Raw genomic sequence first — 16,334 nt, forward strand, 5'->3', positions numbered from 1 at the left:
GGTGCGGTCACCGTCGGCGGTCATGCTGCGGCCCCGAGTGCCGCGCGGATCCGGTCGGCGCGGTCGGACACGAGTGCCGCGACCCCGTCCGGACCGTCGGTCAGCAGACCGCGCGACTCGCTCACGAGCACCTGCTCGGCGCGCGCACCGTACAGCGCACGGAGGTCCTCGATCCGGGCGCCCTGGGCACCGAAGCCCGGGGCGAGCACCGGCGCGGTGCCGATCGCGTCCGCGTCGATGCCGAAGTCGTCGAGGTGAAGGGTCGCGCCGAGCACGAGCCCGACGTCGCCGAGGGCCTGGTCACCCGCGGCCCGGTTGTCGTCTGCCACGTCCAAGACGATACCGGCAGCCACGGACCGCCCGGCACGCGGGCCCTCCGCCAGGACCGCGGTCTGCAGCACCCGCGCCTCCGGGTTGCTCGTCGCGGCGAGCACGAAGACCCCGGCACCGTTCCGCCGAGCGACGTCGACCGTCCCGCTGAGCGAGCCGTAGCCCAGGTACGGCGACACCGTCATCGCGTCGGCCGCGAACGGCCCGTCACGGTCGAGCCACGCGAGTGCGTAGTCGTCACCGGTCGACCCGATGTCGCCCCGCTTCACGTCGGCGACGACCAGGAGGCCCACATCACGTGCACGACGGATCGTCGCGTCGAGCGCGCGGTAGCCCGCCACGCCCGCCGCCTCGAAGAAGGCGATCTGCGGCTTCACGATCGCCGCGCGGCCGGCGGCCGCGTGGACCAGGGCCGCGCCGAAGGCCGTCAGGCCCTGCTCGTCGCGGCCGAGCCCCCACGCCGCCAGGGTGGTGGCGTGGGGGTCGATGCCGACGCAGAGCGGTGAACGCTCGCGCATCGCGGACGCGAGCCGATCGCCGAAGGAGGCCGGGCCTCCCGTCTGCCCCTCGCTCACCAGGTGGCGCGCTCCCGCGCGTAGTCCTGCAGGCTCCGGACGTTGAGCGGCGTGCCGATCGTCTCGATCGCCGCGACCGCCGCACCGATCTGCGCGATCGTCGTGAACAGCGGCTTGTCCGCTGCGACCGTGGCCGCACGGATCTCGTACCCGTCCGCACGACCGGCGGCACCCGACGGCGTGTTGATGACGATGTCGACCTCGTTGCGCGTCAGCAGGTCGACGACGCTCTCGCCGCCCTGGCTGTACTTGCCAACGATGCCGACCTCGATGCCGTTGCGGCGGAGGATCTCCGCCGTGCCCTCGGTCGCGATGATCGTGAAGCCCAGCTGCTGCAGGCGGTGCACCGGCAGCACGATGGCGCGCTTGTCGGTATCCGCGACGCTCACGAAGACCGTGCCGCTGGTCGGCAGGCCGCCGTACGCGGCGTCCTGCGACTTGAGGAACGCCCGTGGGAAGTCGCGGTCGATGCCCATGACCTCGCCGGTGGAGCGCATCTCGGGGCTGAGCACCGAGTCGACGACCTGGCCCTCGCGGGTGCGGAAGCGGCGGAAGGGCAGGACGGCCTCCTTGACGGCGACCGGGGCCTCCATCGGGACGAACGCCCCGTCGCGGGCCGGCAGCATGCCCTCGGCGACGAGCTCGTCGACGCTCGTGCCGGTCATGATGCGCGACGCGGCCTTGGCCAGCGCGATGCCGAGCGCCTTCGAGACGAACGGGACCGTGCGGCTGGCGCGCGGGTTCGCCTCGAGGACGTAGAGCACGCCGGCGCCGATGGCGAACTGGACGTTGAGCAGACCCTGCACGCCGATGCCGCGGGCGATCTTCTCGGTCGCGTCGACGACGCCCTGGATCTCGGCGCGGCCGAGGCCGACCGGGGGCAGGGTGCACGCGGAGTCACCGGAGTGGATGCCGGCCTCTTCCAGGTGCTCCATGATGCCGCCGATGTAGAGCCGCTCACCGTCGAAGAGCGCGTCGACGTCGATCTCCACCGCGTCGTCCAGGAACCGGTCGACGAGCAGCGGGAGCTCCGGGCCGATGATCGCCTGGTCGGCCATCCGGTCGAAGTAGTCGGCGAGCGACGGGGAGTCGTACAGGATCTCCATGCCGCGGCCGCCGAGCACGAAGGACGGGCGGACGAGCACCGGGTAGCCGATCTCCTCGGCCACGGCGGTCGCGCTTGCCAGGTCGTGGGCGGTGCCGTTGCGCGGCGCGAGCAGCCCCGCGGCGTCGAGGATGGCGGAGAACTGGCCGCGCTCCTCGGCGGAGTCGATCGCCGTCGGGCTGGTGCCGAGGATCGGGATACCCGCCGCCTCGAGCGGCTTCGCCAGGCCCAGGGCGGTCTGCCCGCCGAGCTGCACGACGACGCCGACGAGCTCGCCCGACGCCGCCTCGGCCTCGATGACCTCGAGGACGTCCTCGGCCGTGAGCGGCTCGAAGTACAGACGGTCCGAGGTGTCGTAGTCGGTGGAGACCGTCTCGGGGTTGCAGTTGATCATGATCGTCTCGAACCCGGCGTCGCTCAGCGCGAAGGACGCGTGCACGCAGGAGTAGTCGAACTCGACGCCCTGGCCGATGCGATTCGGGCCGGAGCCCAGGATGACGACCTTCTTGCGGTCGCTCGCGACCACCTCGGTCTCGGCGTCGTACGACGAGTAGTGGTACGGCGTCAGGGCCGGGAACTCGCCGGCGCAGGTGTCGACGGTCTTGAAGACGGGGCGGATGCCGAGGGCGTGCCGGTCGTCGCGGACCTGCTGCTCGCTGACCGGGTGCTCCGGGGTGCTGCGCAGCGCCGCGATCTGGGTGTCGCTGAAGCCGTGCTCCTTGGCCCAGCGGATGGTGTCCGCGTCGAGCTCGTCGGCGGCCGCGACCTCGGCGGCGACCTCGTTGATGAGCACGATCTGGTCGATGAACCAGGGGTCGATCTTCGTGGCTTCGAAGACCTCGTCGGCGGTGGCGCCGGCGACCAGGGCCTGCTGCACCGTGACGATCCGGCCGTCGGTGGGGACGGACGACTTCGCGAGCAGGGCGTCCTTGTCGAGCTCCGCCGCCGGGGTGTCCCAGTGGAAGCTCGAGCCGCGCTTCTCGAGCGAGCGCAGCGACTTCTGCAGCGCCGTCGCGTAGTTGCGGCCGATGGCCATCGCCTCGCCGACGCTCTTCATCGTCGTGGTGAGCGTGGCGTCCGCCGCGGGGAACTTCTCGAACGCGAAGCGCGGGGTCTTCACGACCACGTAGTCGAGCGTCGGCTCGAAGCTGGCCGGGGTCACCTTCGTGATGTCGTTCTGGATCTCGTCCAAGCGGTACCCGATGGCGAGCTTCGCGGCGATCTTCGCGATCGGGAAGCCCGTGGCCTTCGAGGCCAGCGCCGACGAGCGGGAGACGCGCGGGTTCATCTCGATGACGATCAGACGGCCGTTCGACGGGTCGACGGCGAACTGGATGTTGCAACCACCGGTGTCGACACCGACGCGACGGATGATGTCGATGCCGATGTTGCGCATGTTCTGGTACTCGCGGTCGGTGAGCGTGAGCGCCGGGGCGACGGTGATCGAGTCGCCGGTGTGCACGCCGACCGGGTCGACGTTCTCGATGGAGCAGATGACGACGGTGTTGTCGTAGTTGTCGCGCATCAGCTCGAGCTCGTACTCCTTCCAGCCGAGGATCGATTCCTCGAGCAGGACCTCGGTCGTCGGGCTGGACTGCAGCCCGTCGCCGACGAAGCGGACGAGCTCGGCTTCGTCGTACGCGAAGCCCGAACCGAGACCGCCCATGGTGAAGGACGGGCGGACGACGAGCGGGTAGCCGAGGTCCTTCGCGAACTCCTTCGCCTCGTCCAGCGTGTGGGCGATGTGGCTCCGGGCCACGTCGGCGCCGGACTCGAGCACGAGCTCCTTGAAGAGCTGGCGGTCCTCACCGCGCTGGATGGCGTCCACCTTGGCACCGATGAGCTCGACGCCGTGCTTCTCGAGGATGCCGGCCTCGTCGAGCGCGATCGCCGCGTTCAGGGCGGTCTGGCCGCCCAGCGTCGGCAGGACCGCGTCCGGCTTCTCGATGCGGATGATCTCCTCGAGGCACGCGTTCGTGATCGGCTCGATGTAGGTCGCGTCGGCGAAGTCGGGGTCGGTCATGATCGTCGCCGGGTTCGGGTTGACGAGGATGACCCGGACGCCCTCGGCACGGAGGACACGGCACGCCTGGGTGCCGGAGTAGTCGAACTCGGCGGCCTGACCGATGACGATCGGGCCGGAACCGATGACGAGGACGGAGTTGATGTCTGCGCGCTTGGGCATCAGTTCGCTTCCTTGGTGATGTCTGCTGCGGGAGTGGTCGCGTCGGCGGTGGCCGCGTCGAGCGGCTCCCCGTCACGTCGCGCGCGCACCAGGTCCGCGAACCGGTCGAAGAGGTACATGCTGTCGTGCGGACCAGCGGCGGCCTCGGGGTGGTACTGCACGCTGAACGCGGGCACGTCGAGCGCCCGCAGGCCCTCGACCACGTTGTCGTTCAGCGAGTAGTGCGAGACCTCGACCCGACCGAAGCCGGCCGGGGACTCGAGGACCTCACCGAGGGGTGCATCGACCGCGAAGCCGTGGTTCTGGCTCGTGATCTCGACCTTGCCCGTGGTGGTGTCGAGCACCGGCTGGTTGATGCCGCGGTGACCGAAGGGCAGCTTGTAGGTGCCGAAGCCGAGCGCGCGGCCGAGCAGCTGGTTGCCGAAGCAGATGCCGAAGAACGGACGCCCGGTCCGCAGGCTGCCCTGCAGCAGTTCGACCTGGGCGTCCGACGCGGCGGGGTCGCCGGGGCCGTTCGAGTAGAACAGGGCGTCCGGTGCGAGCTCCTCGAGCGCCGCAGCGGAGATGTCCTGCGGCACGACGTGCACCTCGAACCCGCGCTGGGCGAGGTAGCGGGTGGTCGATGCCTTCACACCCAGGTCGAGCACGGCCAGTCGACCGATCTGCTCGCCCTCGGCCGGCACGACGTAGGTCTCCGGGGTGGACACGATCGCCGAGAAGCTCGCGCCGGCCATCGTGGCCTGCGACCGGACGGCGTCCAGCTGCTCCGACTCCGACAGCTGCGCGTCGGCGCCGCTGAACACGCCGCCCTTCATGGCGCCGGCGTCGCGGATCCGGCGCGTGAGGGCGCGGGTGTCGAGGCCGGAGATCCCGACGATGCCGTCGCGCACCAGGTGGTCGTCGAGCGACGCGTTCGCGCGGTGGTTCGAGACCACGCGGCTGGGGTCGCGCACCACGTACCCGGCGACCCAGATGCGACGGGACTCGGGGTCCTCGTCGTTGACCCCGGTGTTGCCGATGTGCGGTGCGGTCTGCACCACGATCTGGCCGGCGTAGGACGGATCGGTCAGCGTCTCCTGGTAGCCGGTCATGCCGGTCGCGAAGACCACCTCGCCGAGCGTGCGCCCGCGGGCGCCGTAGGCCCAGCCGTCGTACCGGGTGCCGTCTTCGAGGACCAGGACGGCCCGTTCGCGTGTCATGCTTTCTTCCCTTCGCCCGCGGTTCGCGGGGCATCGGCCGCAGTCGCCTGCGGCCCGGTCTCGGTCAGTCCCTGCAGGGCGAGCAGCGCGGCTGCGTCGCCCTCCGGGAACCGGAAGTACGTGTCGAGGTCCGTCGCACCTGCGGCGCCGGTCGCCGTCCATCGCAGACGGACCAGTCCCCCGGGCTCGACCACCCGGTCGATCGCCCACGTCGAGCGGTCGGCCCCGCGGACCGCAGCACGTGCGATCCAGCGGTCGTCCGCGCCGGCGAGTCGCAGGACCACACCGGTCGCGTGGACGCGCACGCCGCCGCGACCTCGGAACCCGAGTCCGCCGGCGGTGATGCGTTCCAGCGGCTGGTCGGCGCGGGTCGTCGCGACGGAGAAACCGTCCCAGGACCCGACTTCCGGTCCGATCGTGGTCGGGACGGGGACGGGAGGCACGGATTCCGACTGCTTCCTGGTCCGCGTCCGCCAGGTGCGCGCCATGGCGACGAACAGCGCGGCCACCGCGAGCAGGATCACCCCGCCGAGCAACCAGCGCGCGGCGTCGCCGCTCATGCGCGCGCCCCCGTCCGGAGCGCCGCGGCGTGCGCGGCGACGGTGTCGGCGTCGACGAGGCGGCCGTCGAGCACCGTCGGCGCGCCCAGGTGGAACGTGGCGACGACCCGGCCGGGCAGCGTCATGCCGAGGTACGGCGAGTTCTGCGACTGTCCGGCGAGGTCGGCGACCGCGAACTCGCGGTTGGCCGTCGGGTCGTAGAGCGTGATCTCGGCGGGCGCACCCTCGGCGATGCGCTGACCGTGGCCCTCGACCTGGCCGATGCGCGCGGGCGCCTCGGACAGGACCCGGGCGACGTCGGCCCAGTCGAGCTGGCCCGACGCGACGACGGCGGACTGCACGACGCTCAGCGCCGACTCGAGGCCGACCATGCCGTTCGCCGCCGCGGGCCACTCGCAGCACTTCGCCTCGGCGGTGTGGGGTGCGTGGTCGGTCGCGACGATGTCGATGGTGCCGTCGGCCAGGGCGGCACGCAGGGCGTCGACGTCCTCGCGGGCCCGGAGCGGCGGGTTCACCTTGTAGCGCGCGTCGTACCCGGGTGCGCCGTCGTGCCCGGCGATGAGGTCCTCGGTGAGCACGAGGTGGTGCGGGGTGACCTCGGCGGTGACGTCGATGCCGCGGGACTTGGCCCAGCGGATCACCTCGACGCTGCCGGCGGTCGACACGTGGCAGACGTGCAGCCGCGCGCCCACGTGGTCGGCGAGCAGGACGTCGCGGGCGATGATCGCCTCTTCCGCCACGGCCGGCCAGCCCGCCAGCCCGAGCTCCGACGACAGGCGGCCCTCGTTCATCTGCGCGCCGATGGTGAGTCGGGGTTCCTGCGCGTGCTGCGCGAGCACCCCACCGAAGCCCTTGATGTACTCGAGTGCGCGACGCATGAGGAGCGGGTCGGACACGCACGAGCCGTCGTCCGAGAAGACCCGGACCTTCGCCCTGCTCGTCGCCATGGCACCGATCTCGGACAGGTGCGTGCCCTGCAGCCCCTGCGACACCGCGCCGATCGGGCGGACCGTGACGTAGCCGGCGTCGTCGCCGAGTGCCTGCACCTGCTCGACGACCCCGGCGGTGTCGGCGACCGGGCTCGAGTTCGCCATCGCGTTGACGGCGGTGAAGCCTCCGGCCGCCGCGGCACGGGAACCGGTGAGGACCGTCTCAGATTCTTCGTGACCGGGCTCGCGCAGGTGGGTGTGCAGGTCGACGAGACCCGGCAGGGCGATGAGCCCGTCGGCGTCGACGACCGTGGCGCCGCCCGCGTCCACACCGGACCCGATCGCCGTGATGCGGCCGTCCTGCAGTCGGATGTCGGCGCGCGAGCCGTCGACCAGCTGCGCGCCGCGGATCAGGTGAGCGGTCATGCTGCGGACTCCTTCGGTTCGGTGCCGGTCAGGGCCAGGTAGAGGACCGCCATGCGGACCGAGACGCCGTTCTCGACCTGCTCGACCACGGTGGAACGGGGGTCGTCGGCTGCGACGCCGGCGATCTCCAGCCCGCGGTTCATCGGACCGGGGTGCATGATCAGTGTGCGCTCGGACAGCCGCGCGAACCGCGCTGCCGTCAGGCCCCAGTGCCGCGTGTACTCGCGCGGGTTCGGGAAGAACGCGTCGTCCATCCGCTCCTGCTGGATCCGGAGCGTCATGACGACGTCCGGGTCCTCGGCCAGGGCGGCGTCGAGGTCGTGGTGCACCGCGGCTCCGAACGGCGTCGTCGTCGCGGGCAGGAGCGTCGGCGGTGCGGCGAAGGTCACGCTCGCGCCGAGGGTCCGGAGCAGCCACGCGTTCGACCGGGCGACGCGGCTGTGCAGCACGTCGCCGACGATGAGGACCCGGACCCCGTCGAGGCCCTGTCCACGCGACCCGGCACCGTGCAGGCGACGGCGCATGGTGAAGGCGTCGAGCAGTGCCTGCGTCGGGTGCTCGTGCGTGCCGTCGCCGGCGTTCACCACGGGGACGTCGATCCAGTCGGCGTCGGCGAGCACGCGCGGCGCACCGGACGCGCCGTGCCGCATCACGATGCCGTCGATGCCCATCGCGCCGAGGGTCTGCACGGTGTCCTTGAGGGACTCACCCTTGGAGACGCTCGAGCCCTTGGCCGCGAAGTTGATGACGTCGGCCGACAGGCGCTTCGCCGCGGCCTCGAACGAGATGCGCGTGCGGGTCGAGTCCTCGAAGAACAGGTTCACGACGGTCTTGCCGCGCAGGGCCGGGAGCTTCCGGACCTCGCGCGTGTTGACCTCGGCCATCTCCTCGGCGACGTCGAGGATGTGCACGGCCTGGTCGCGCGACAGGTCGGCGGTGGAGAGCAGGTGCCGCATCACGCCACCCCCTGCTCGATGAACACGGTGTCGTCGCCGTCGGTCTCGGACAGGTGCAGGGTGACCCGCTCGTCCGAGGCGGTCGGCAGGTTCTTGCCCACGTGGTCCGCGCGGATCGGCAGCTCGCGGTGGCCGCGGTCGACGAGCACGGCGAGCCGGACGGCGCGCGGCCGGCCGATCCCCTGCAGGGCGTCGAGCGCTGCACGGACCGTGCGACCGGAGTACAGGACGTCGTCGACGAGCACGACGACCTTGCCGTCGATGCCACCGGCGGGGATCACCGTGCGGTGCGGGGCACGACCGATGCCGTGCCCGAGGTCGTCCCGGTGCATGGTCACGTCGAGCGTGCCGACCCGTTCGGATCCGATGCCCGCCCGCGCGGACTGCCACTCGGGCTCGATGTCCGCCAGGACGCGGCCCAGCCGTTCGGCGAGCACGGCGCCCCGGGTCGGGATGCCCAGGAGGACGAGGTCCGAGCCGCCGTGGTTGGCCTCGAGGATCTCGTGTGCGATGCGCGTCAGAGCGCGCGTGATGTCGGGTTGCTGCAGGACCGTTTTGGTACCCACGTCGACCCCCTTCCCCGCCTCACTGGACGGCATTAAAGGATGCTGACGTGCACAAGCCTAGCGGGACTCCTGGTCCCCTGCGACCGTCCGACCGGACGGTGCACGACCGCCGGCGACGGCTCCGAGGACACCGTTCACGAAGCCCGCGGAGTCCTCGGTCGAGAGCGACTGTGCGAGCTCGACGGCCTCGGCGATCGCGACGGCGTCCGGCACCTCCGGGTTGAACCGGAGCTCCCAGACGGCCATCCGCAGGATGCAGCGGTCGAGGACCGGCATCCGGGCGATCGACCACCCCTGGGCGTGGTCGATGATGACGGAGTCGATCTCGTGACGGGCGTCGTCGACGCCCGTCACGATCTGCCGTGCGTAGTCCCAGCTCGAGGCACGCTCGGGCTGGTCCAGGTGACGGACGGTCTCGGTCGCCAGGACGTCCGTGATCGGGAGCTCACGCACCTCGGCCACGTACAGCATGTCGAGGGCGCGCTTGCGGGCCTTCGAACGAGCACTCATACGGACGCCTAGGAGTTGACGCGGCCGAGGAAGCTGCCGTCGCGCGTGTCGATCTTCACCGTGGTGCCGCTCTCGAGGTACAGCGGGACCTGGATGCGGTGGCCGGTCGCGATGATGGTCGCGTCCTTGGTGCCACCGGAGGAGCGGTCGCCCTGCAGGCCCGGCTCGGTCTCGACCTCGGTCACGATCGACGTCGGGAGCTCGACGTAGAGCGGGTTGCCCTCATTCATCGCGATGGTGACCATCGCGGACTCGAGCAGGTAGTTCTTCGCGTCGCCGACGACCGTCGCCGAGACCGGGATCTGGTCGTAGGTGTCGGTGTCCATGAACACGTACGAGTCGCCGTCCTCGTAGAGGAACTGGTAGTCGCGGCGGTCGACCACGGCGGTGTCGATCTTCGCACCGGCGTTGAAGGTGCGGTCGACGACCTTGCCGGAGACGACGTTCTTCAGCTTGGTGCGGACGAACGCGCCACCCTTGCCGGGCTTGACGTGCTGGAACTCCACGACCGACCACAGCTGGCCGTCGATGATGAGAACGGCGCCGTTCTTGATGTCAGTGGTACTGGCCATGAGTCTTCGGTGTCCCGTTCGGTCGTGTTGTGAAAGGTCTTCGGGCCGCGCTGGCCCCGGACGAGTGTAGCGGACGCCCGACCGTCGCCATCAGCGCCGTCGCCGGGCGCGCCAGGAGTCGATCGCGGCCCAGCCGAGCAACACCACGGCCGCTCCCCCGAGCAGTGCCCCGGCCACCGCGGTCGAGATCGCCGCGTCCGGTCGGGCGGGCAGTGCCAGGTAGACGATCGCCAGGATGCCGGCACCGGCGCCGAGCAGCACGAGCAGGATGCGCCGGATCATGCCGGACACGAGTTCGCGGTCGCGGCGGTCCGCGAAGAGCCGGATGTTGACGGTGAACTTGCCCGTCTCGATCGCCTCGCCGATCCGGTCGACCCGGCGCGGCAGTCGTCGGGCCGCGGAGACGACGCCGATCAGCTCCTTCGCCGCCAGGTCGCGCAGCTTGCCGGGGCGGAGCTGGTCGGTGATCTGCTCACGGGCGAGCCCGCGGGACTCCTCGAGCAGGTCGAACGAGGGCGCGAGCGTCCGGAGGGTGCCCTCGAAGATCGCCAGCGCCCGCGCGGCCGCGACGAAGTCCGGCGGCGCCTTGAGCCGGTACCGCCCGAACACCTCGACGGCGTCGTCGACGGTCTCGACGCCGATGCGCGCGCCCGGTCCGAGCTCGTCCGCGACGAAGCGCGCGATGTCCCGACGGAAGTCGGGCTCGTCGTGCGCGTCGCGCACCGGTGCCATCCGCAGGACCGCATCGGCGATCCGCGAGGTGTCGTCCTGCAGGTAGGCGACCAGCAGGTCCTGGACCGTGTCCCGGAGGGTCGGGTCGAGCCTCCCGACCGATCCGAAGTCGATCAACGCGGGCCGCCCGTCGGGCAGCACCAGGACGTTCCCGGGGTGCAGGTCGGCGTGGTACAGGCCGTCGAAGACGACCTGTCGCAGGAACGCCCGCAGGATCGCGCGCATCGGGCCGTCGAGGTCGCGGTCCGCGCGCTCGGCGCGGATCGCGCTGAGCGTGTCGCCCTCCAGGAACTCCATCACGAGCACGCGGCGCCCGGACAGGTCCGGGTACGGGTCCGGGAAACGGACCTCGTCCGGACGGGCACTGCGGGCCTGTGCGGCACGCAGGGCGGTGAGGTTCCGCAGCTCGGAGACGAAGTCGACCTGGCGGACCAGGTCGTCGGCGTACTGCGCGGCCACGTCCTGCACGCCGACCTGCCGGGCCTCGGTCGACCATCGCGCCATGAATCGGACGACACGGAGCGCGATGTCGACGTCGCGGCGGACGGCGGCGTCGATGCCGGGACGCTGCACCTTGACCGCGACCGCGGTGCCGTCGGGCAGGCGGGCGCGGTGGACCTGGGCGATCGAGGCCGCGGCGACGGGCACCGGGTCGAAGGACGCGAAGACCTGGTCGACCGGTGCGCCGAGTTCCTGTTCGAGCAGGGCGAGCACCTGGTCGGCGGGGGCGGCGGTGACGTTGCGCTGCAGGTGGGCGAGTCCCTCGGTCCACTCCTCCGGTAGCAGGTCGTCGCGGGTGGAGAGCAGCTGGCCCATCTTCACGAACCCGCCGCCCGCCTCTTCCAGCGCACGGCGCAGGTGCTCGGCCTGGCTGCGGCGCAGGTCGGCGGTGGCCGGGTCGTGCGAGAAGTCGAGGCGACGGAACGGGACGAGGCGGTGGCGTCGCGCGATCGACAGCAGTTCGGTGAACCGGCGGCCGCGGGACCGGAGGGTGCCGGTGTCGGCCTCCTGCGAGCCGGACAGGTCGCTCAGTCGGGGTGGGTTGGGCACGTCGTCAGTCTGCTCCCCGCTGCTGGGTCCGCCGGGTGCGCCCGTTGTCCTGCACAGGCCGGGAGGCGCGGTCCGGCATCCACAGGTCGGCTCACGTGTCGCGTCGGGTCGCGTCCACTGCCGCAGGCTTGCCCCATGGAGACAGCACTGGTCGCGGCGTGCATCGCCGCCGGCGCGGCGATCGTGGCGGCGGTCGTCAGCTGGTTCGGGGCGTTCCAGAGCCGGCGGACGACCGATCGAGAACACGCCTGGAAGCGGTTCACCTGGTCGCTCGCCCAGCCACGAGGCGGCGGTGCATACGACATTTCGAGAACTGTGCTCCGGGAACTCGAGACCGTACGGTGGTGGTCGAAGGCGGACCGACGGCTCGCCACTCGTGCACTCCGGAGGCGAACCGCCGCCGATCACGTCCACCCTGAGGAAGAGGAGTCCACCTGATGCCGATCTTGCGACCCTTGCCGGATGCGCCCGACGTGGACGCGGACGACGACGTGCTCTTCGCGTGGGACAACGGAGCCACCGTCGCGGAGTTCCGGGAATGGCAGCGGACCGGCGTCCTCACCGTGTCGATGCAGGTCAAGTGGTGGTGGCGACGGACGCGGCGGGTGTTGCGCTGACGCCGGGTCAGGCACCGCTGCCGTTGTAACGCGCGGTGGCGCCGGACTCGACCAGGTCGCGGTAGCGCTCGAGCGCCGTCTCGGCACCGGTGCCGTGCTCCTGGTGCACGTCGATCCCCCGAGCAACGAGCTGCTCGCGCCAGTCCCCCGGCACCGGGCCCTCGTCGAAGCCCGTGATCCGCTCGACCGTGGCTCCGTCGGCGGCGAACTCCAGCGCGGAGACCCCCGACCACAGCAGGGCCCCGAGGCACATCACGCACGGTTGGGCGTTCACCACGAGCACACGCCGGTGGCCGACGTCACGGCCGAGGTTCCAGGCCCCCATCCGAGCCTGTGCGAGTCCGAGGGTGACGACCTCGGCGTGCATCGACGAAAGATTGGTGTGCAGTACCAGGTTCACCCCGAGGGCGACGACCGCGCCCGTGTCCTCGTCGACGACGGCCGCCGCGAACGGACCGCCGGTGCCCTCCTCGACGTTCCGTTCGGCGAGGGCGTTCACGAGCGCGAACCGCTCCGCACGGGTGCCGAGGTGTTCCGGAGCAGCGGCCTGCGCGTCGCGGAGCCAGTCGGGGACGCCGACACGGAGCTCGGTCGGGAACGGGGCGAGGGCTGCTGCAGACATGCGGCGACGCTAACGGCGCATCGTTTCGACGGTGTTTCCCGATCGAAACGATGCCGAAACACCACGCCCGTAGCGTCGTCCACCACCGGCTCGAGCCGGTGGGAGAACGCGACACGAGCACGGGCGACAGGGGGGCGACGATGACGGCACACCACGCGACCGCCGCGTCCCGCTGCTGGCCCCGCGGCGCCATCGCGCACGGACACTGACGTCCGTCCGTCCGTCCGACCGACCGACCGACCGTCCGTCTGACCGCCGCGCGCCGATCCGCTGGGCGGTCCACGTGCTCTGGAGCGCGCCGTCTCGCCGAGCCGCGCCGATCCGCGCACCCTGCTCCGTGCCTCCTGGCCGTCCGCCGGAGGCACCCACCCACCTGCTGCACCGTCCCACCTGCTGCACCGTCCCCTCCGAGAGGACCCCCGTGACCACGATCCACCTCGCAATGTTCCTGTTCCCCGGCTACCACCTCGGCGCCTGGCGCCTGCCGGACGCCGTCCCCGAGCTCGACCTCGGCATCGACCACTACGTCCGCGCCGCCGAACTCGCCGAGGCAGCGAAGCTCGACGCCCTGTTCTTCGAGGACCAAGCGGCAGTCCGGCGCAGCAACGACATCCTGGCCGGCGACACCTACGGTGCCGCGAACCCCCGCTCGATCCACTTCGACCCGACGATGCTCCTGCCCGCCCTGGCGATGCGGACCACGCACCTGGGTCTCGCGGCGACGTCGACCACGACCTTCAACGACCCCTACAACCTCGCGCGGCGCTTCTCGACCCTCGACCACATCAGCAAGGGCCGCGCGGGGTGGAACCTCGTGACGTCCTTCAACGAGGACGAAGCCCAGAGCTTCGGACTCGACGCCCACGTGCAGCACGCCGCGCGGTACGAGCGGGCGAGCGAGTTCGTCGACGTCGTCACCGGGCTCTGGGACTCGTGGGACCCGGACGCGATCGTGCGCGACAAGGAGTCCGGCACCTACTTCGACATCGAGAAGATGCGGTTCCTGCAGCACGACGGCGAGCACTTCCGCGTGCGAGGACCGCTGACGACGGGTCGGAGTCCGCAGGGACGGCCCGTCGTGTTCCAGGCGGGTGCGTCGGAGCCGGGCCGCGCACTCGCGGCGCGCACCGCCGACGTCGTGTTCACCCTGCAGTCCGACCCGGACGAGAGCCGTGCGTTCCGCGACGACATCCGAGCGCGCGCCGAACGGTTCGGCCGCGACCCCGACCACGTCAAGGTGCTCGTCGGGATGACCCCGATCGTCGGCGACACCGACCAGGACGCACGCGACCTCGCCGACCGGATGATGGCGTTGATCCCCGACGACCTGGCACTGAGCAACCTGAAGCCCCTCGCCGGTGGCGTCGACTTCCGGCAGTTCGACCTCGACGCGCCCGTGCCGGAGCTGCCCGAGTCGAACGCCGGCAAGTCGCACCGGGCAGCGATCATGGCGGTGTCACGGCAACAGGGGCTGTCCGTCGTCGAGACCGCCCGGTACTTCGCCGAGGGCAGCTACCGGAAGATGATCGGGTCGCCGTCGACGATCGCCGACACGATGCAGGCGTGGTCGGAGGCCGGGGCGTGCGACGGGTTCCTGGCGGTGCCGACGCACTTCCCGGCCGGGGTCGAGGACTTCACCCAGAAGGTCGTGCCGGAGCTGCAGCGCCGCGGACTGCACCGGACCGAGTACACCGGACCGCACCTGCGCGACCACCTGGGCGTGCAGAAGTACTAGACGCCGACCTCTTGGTAGGCGGTGAACAGCAGGTGGTCCTCGGGGCCCTCGAGGATCACCGGCTTGCCGACACCGTCGAGGATGATGAAGCGGAGCATGCCGGCACGGGCCTTCTTGTCGCGACGCATCGCGGCGAGGAGGCCCTGCCACCGTCCGAGACCGTACGACGTCGGCAGGTCCAGGGAGTCCAGGATCGTCCGGTGCCGGTCCACGGTCGCGTCGTCGAGGTGGCCCGTCAGGCGTGCGAGCTCGGCGGCGAACACCATGCCGACCGACACCGCAGCACCGTGCCGCCACTGGTACCGCTCCGCGTGCTCGATGGCGTGCCCGAGCGTGTGACCGTAGTTCAGGATCTCGCGTCGTCCCTGCTCGGTGAAGTCGTCGGACACGACCTCGGCCTTCAGGGCGATGGCGAGTTCGACCACGCGGCGGAACTCCGGCGACGTCGGGTCGGTGACGCGGGCGACGTCGGCCTCGATGATGTCCAGGATCTCCGGCACGGCGATGAACCCGGCCTTCACGATCTCGGCGAAGCCGGTGAGGATCTCGTTGCGCGGCAGGGTGCGGACGAGGTCGAGGTCCGCGACCACCGCGCGGGGGGCGGAGAAGGAACCGACGAGGTTCTTGCCCTCGTTCGTGTTGATGCCGGTCTTCCCGCCCACGCTGGCGTCCACCATGCCGAGCACGCTCGTCGGCACCGACACGTACGGCACCCCGCGCAGCCACGTCGCCGCGACGAAGCCCGCCAGGTCGGTGACGGCACCACCGCCGAGGCCGATGACGGCGTCGGTGCGGGTGAAGTCGGACTGGCCCATGATCTGCCAGCAGAACGACGCGACCTCGATGCGCTTGGCGGCCTCGGCGTCGGGCACCTCGGCGATGAGGGCTTCGAGGCCGGCGTCGACGAGCAGGTCGCGCAGGTCGTTCGCCCGCGCACCGAGGGTCGGGGCGTGCACGATGAGGACCTTGGCGACACGGGGGCCGAGGATCGCGGGCAGCGAGCCGAGCAGGCCCGAACCGACCGCCACCACGTAGCCGTCGTCACCGCCGACGCGGATCTCGGTGGTGCCTGCGGGCAGGATCGGGTCGGTCACGGTGCTCCTTCGGTGGTGGTGCTGGTGTCGTCGCGTCGGCTGGCGCTGCTGTCGCTGCTGTCGCTCCGCAGCCAGGTGACGACCTCGTCGACCACCCGGGACATCGGACGGCGCGAGGTGTCGACGACGACGTGCGCGAGCTCGGCGTAGGTCGCTGCACGCTCGTCCATGATCGTCTGCCAGGCGTCGATGCCGCCGTTCGCGAGCAGGGGCCGGTCCGAGCCGGCGATCCGCTCGGCGACGGCCTCGGGCGAGACGGTGAGCAGGACGATGCGGGCACCGGACAGTGCCTCGCGGGTGGCGGCGTGCGTCACCGCTCCGCCGCCGACGGCGATCACACCCCCGGTGCCGAGCGCGGTCCGGACGGCGTCGGCTTCGAGGGCACGGAAGGCCGGCTCACCACGGTCGGCGAAGATGCCGGGGATCGGTCCGTGCTCGCGGACGATGACCCGGTCGGTGTCGGTGAACGGCACGCCCAGCGCCTTCGCGACGCGCTTGCCGACGCTGGACTTGCCGGCGCCCATCGGGCCGATCACGACGACGGGCGCAGCCAGACCTCGCGCGGCACCGC

At 71.3% G+C, this 16,334-nt stretch carries 15 protein-coding genes; 2 read left to right on the forward strand and 13 right to left on the reverse strand.

Annotated elements, in window-relative coordinates; all coding sequences use genetic code 11:
* Positions 1–20: 20 nt before the first annotated feature.
* From pyrF to EDF48_RS09605, 10 genes are all read right to left on the reverse strand, one after another.
* On the reverse strand, positions 21–905 hold the full coding sequence (gene pyrF, locus EDF48_RS09560) for an orotidine-5'-phosphate decarboxylase (RefSeq protein WP_279432383.1): 885 nt from the start codon (positions 903–905) through the stop codon (positions 21–23).
* The gene (gene carB / locus EDF48_RS09565) at positions 902–4,195 is read right to left on the reverse strand and encodes a carbamoyl-phosphate synthase large subunit (protein WP_131879630.1); all 3,294 of its coding nucleotides are present in this window, start codon (positions 4,193–4,195) and stop codon (positions 902–904) included. The genes pyrF and carB overlap by 4 nt, the downstream gene beginning before the upstream one ends.
* Positions 4,195–5,394 (reverse strand): glutamine-hydrolyzing carbamoyl-phosphate synthase small subunit, encoded by a 1,200-nt coding sequence (gene carA, locus EDF48_RS09570; RefSeq protein WP_131879632.1) that lies wholly within the window; start codon positions 5,392–5,394, stop codon positions 4,195–4,197. The genes carB and carA overlap by 1 nt, the downstream gene beginning before the upstream one ends.
* On the reverse strand, positions 5,391–5,954 hold the full coding sequence (locus tag EDF48_RS09575) for a hypothetical protein (RefSeq protein ID WP_131879634.1): 564 nt from the start codon (positions 5,952–5,954) through the stop codon (positions 5,391–5,393). Before EDF48_RS09575 ends, carA begins: the two co-directional genes overlap by 4 nt.
* Complete coding sequence (locus EDF48_RS09580) at positions 5,951–7,309, reverse strand: dihydroorotase (RefSeq protein WP_131879636.1); 1,359 nt, start codon at positions 7,307–7,309, stop codon at positions 5,951–5,953. The genes EDF48_RS09575 and EDF48_RS09580 overlap by 4 nt, the downstream gene beginning before the upstream one ends.
* On the reverse strand, positions 7,306–8,265 hold the full coding sequence (locus EDF48_RS09585; RefSeq protein WP_111083912.1) for an aspartate carbamoyltransferase catalytic subunit: 960 nt from the start codon (positions 8,263–8,265) through the stop codon (positions 7,306–7,308). Before EDF48_RS09585 ends, EDF48_RS09580 begins: the two co-directional genes overlap by 4 nt.
* A complete protein-coding gene (gene pyrR / locus EDF48_RS09590; protein WP_131879638.1) occupies positions 8,265–8,864 on the reverse strand; it encodes a bifunctional pyr operon transcriptional regulator/uracil phosphoribosyltransferase PyrR in 600 nt (199 codons plus the stop codon). The genes EDF48_RS09585 and pyrR overlap by 1 nt, the downstream gene beginning before the upstream one ends.
* 24 nt (positions 8,865–8,888) lie before the next feature.
* Positions 8,889–9,341: a transcription antitermination factor NusB gene (gene nusB / locus EDF48_RS09595; protein ID WP_123294314.1), complete on the reverse strand. Its 453-nt coding sequence runs from the start codon at positions 9,339–9,341 to the stop codon at positions 8,889–8,891.
* Positions 9,342–9,349: 8 nt separating this feature from the next.
* Entirely contained in the window at positions 9,350–9,913 is a 564-nt protein-coding gene (gene efp / locus EDF48_RS09600) for an elongation factor P (protein WP_111083909.1), read from the reverse strand.
* A 90-nt stretch (positions 9,914–10,003) separates the two neighbouring features.
* Entirely contained in the window at positions 10,004–11,695 is a 1,692-nt protein-coding gene (locus EDF48_RS09605; RefSeq protein ID WP_131879640.1) for an AarF/UbiB family protein, read from the reverse strand.
* A 437-nt stretch (positions 11,696–12,132) separates the two neighbouring features.
* Between EDF48_RS09605 and EDF48_RS09610 the strand changes: the two genes are divergently transcribed.
* Entirely contained in the window at positions 12,133–12,312 is a 180-nt protein-coding gene (locus EDF48_RS09610; RefSeq protein WP_123937793.1) for a hypothetical protein, read from the forward strand.
* 7 nt (positions 12,313–12,319) lie between these two features.
* On the opposite strand, the gene EDF48_RS09615 is transcribed toward EDF48_RS09610, so the two are convergent.
* Positions 12,320–12,934 (reverse strand): nucleoside deaminase, encoded by a 615-nt coding sequence (locus EDF48_RS09615; RefSeq protein WP_131879642.1) that lies wholly within the window; start codon positions 12,932–12,934, stop codon positions 12,320–12,322.
* 421 nt (positions 12,935–13,355) lie between these two features.
* On the opposite strand from EDF48_RS09615, the gene EDF48_RS09620 reads away from it, so the two are divergent.
* Positions 13,356–14,669 (forward strand): LLM class flavin-dependent oxidoreductase, encoded by a 1,314-nt coding sequence (locus tag EDF48_RS09620; protein ID WP_207913244.1) that lies wholly within the window; start codon positions 13,356–13,358, stop codon positions 14,667–14,669.
* Here the strand turns inward: EDF48_RS09620 and aroB are convergent.
* Both aroB and EDF48_RS09630 read right to left on the reverse strand, forming a co-directional pair.
* Positions 14,666–15,763: a 3-dehydroquinate synthase gene (gene aroB, locus EDF48_RS09625; RefSeq protein WP_207913245.1), complete on the reverse strand. Its 1,098-nt coding sequence runs from the start codon at positions 15,761–15,763 to the stop codon at positions 14,666–14,668. The two genes, EDF48_RS09620 and aroB, sit on opposite strands and share 4 nt — an antisense overlap.
* Complete coding sequence (locus EDF48_RS09630; RefSeq protein WP_347812846.1) at positions 15,760–16,317, reverse strand: shikimate kinase; 558 nt, start codon at positions 16,315–16,317, stop codon at positions 15,760–15,762. Before EDF48_RS09630 ends, aroB begins: the two co-directional genes overlap by 4 nt.
* Positions 16,318–16,334: the final 17 nt, after the last annotated feature.

The sequence above is a fragment of the Curtobacterium sp. PhB191 genome, assembly GCF_004346515.1.
In the GTDB taxonomy this organism is placed as follows: Bacteria; Actinomycetota; Actinomycetes; order Actinomycetales; family Microbacteriaceae; genus Curtobacterium.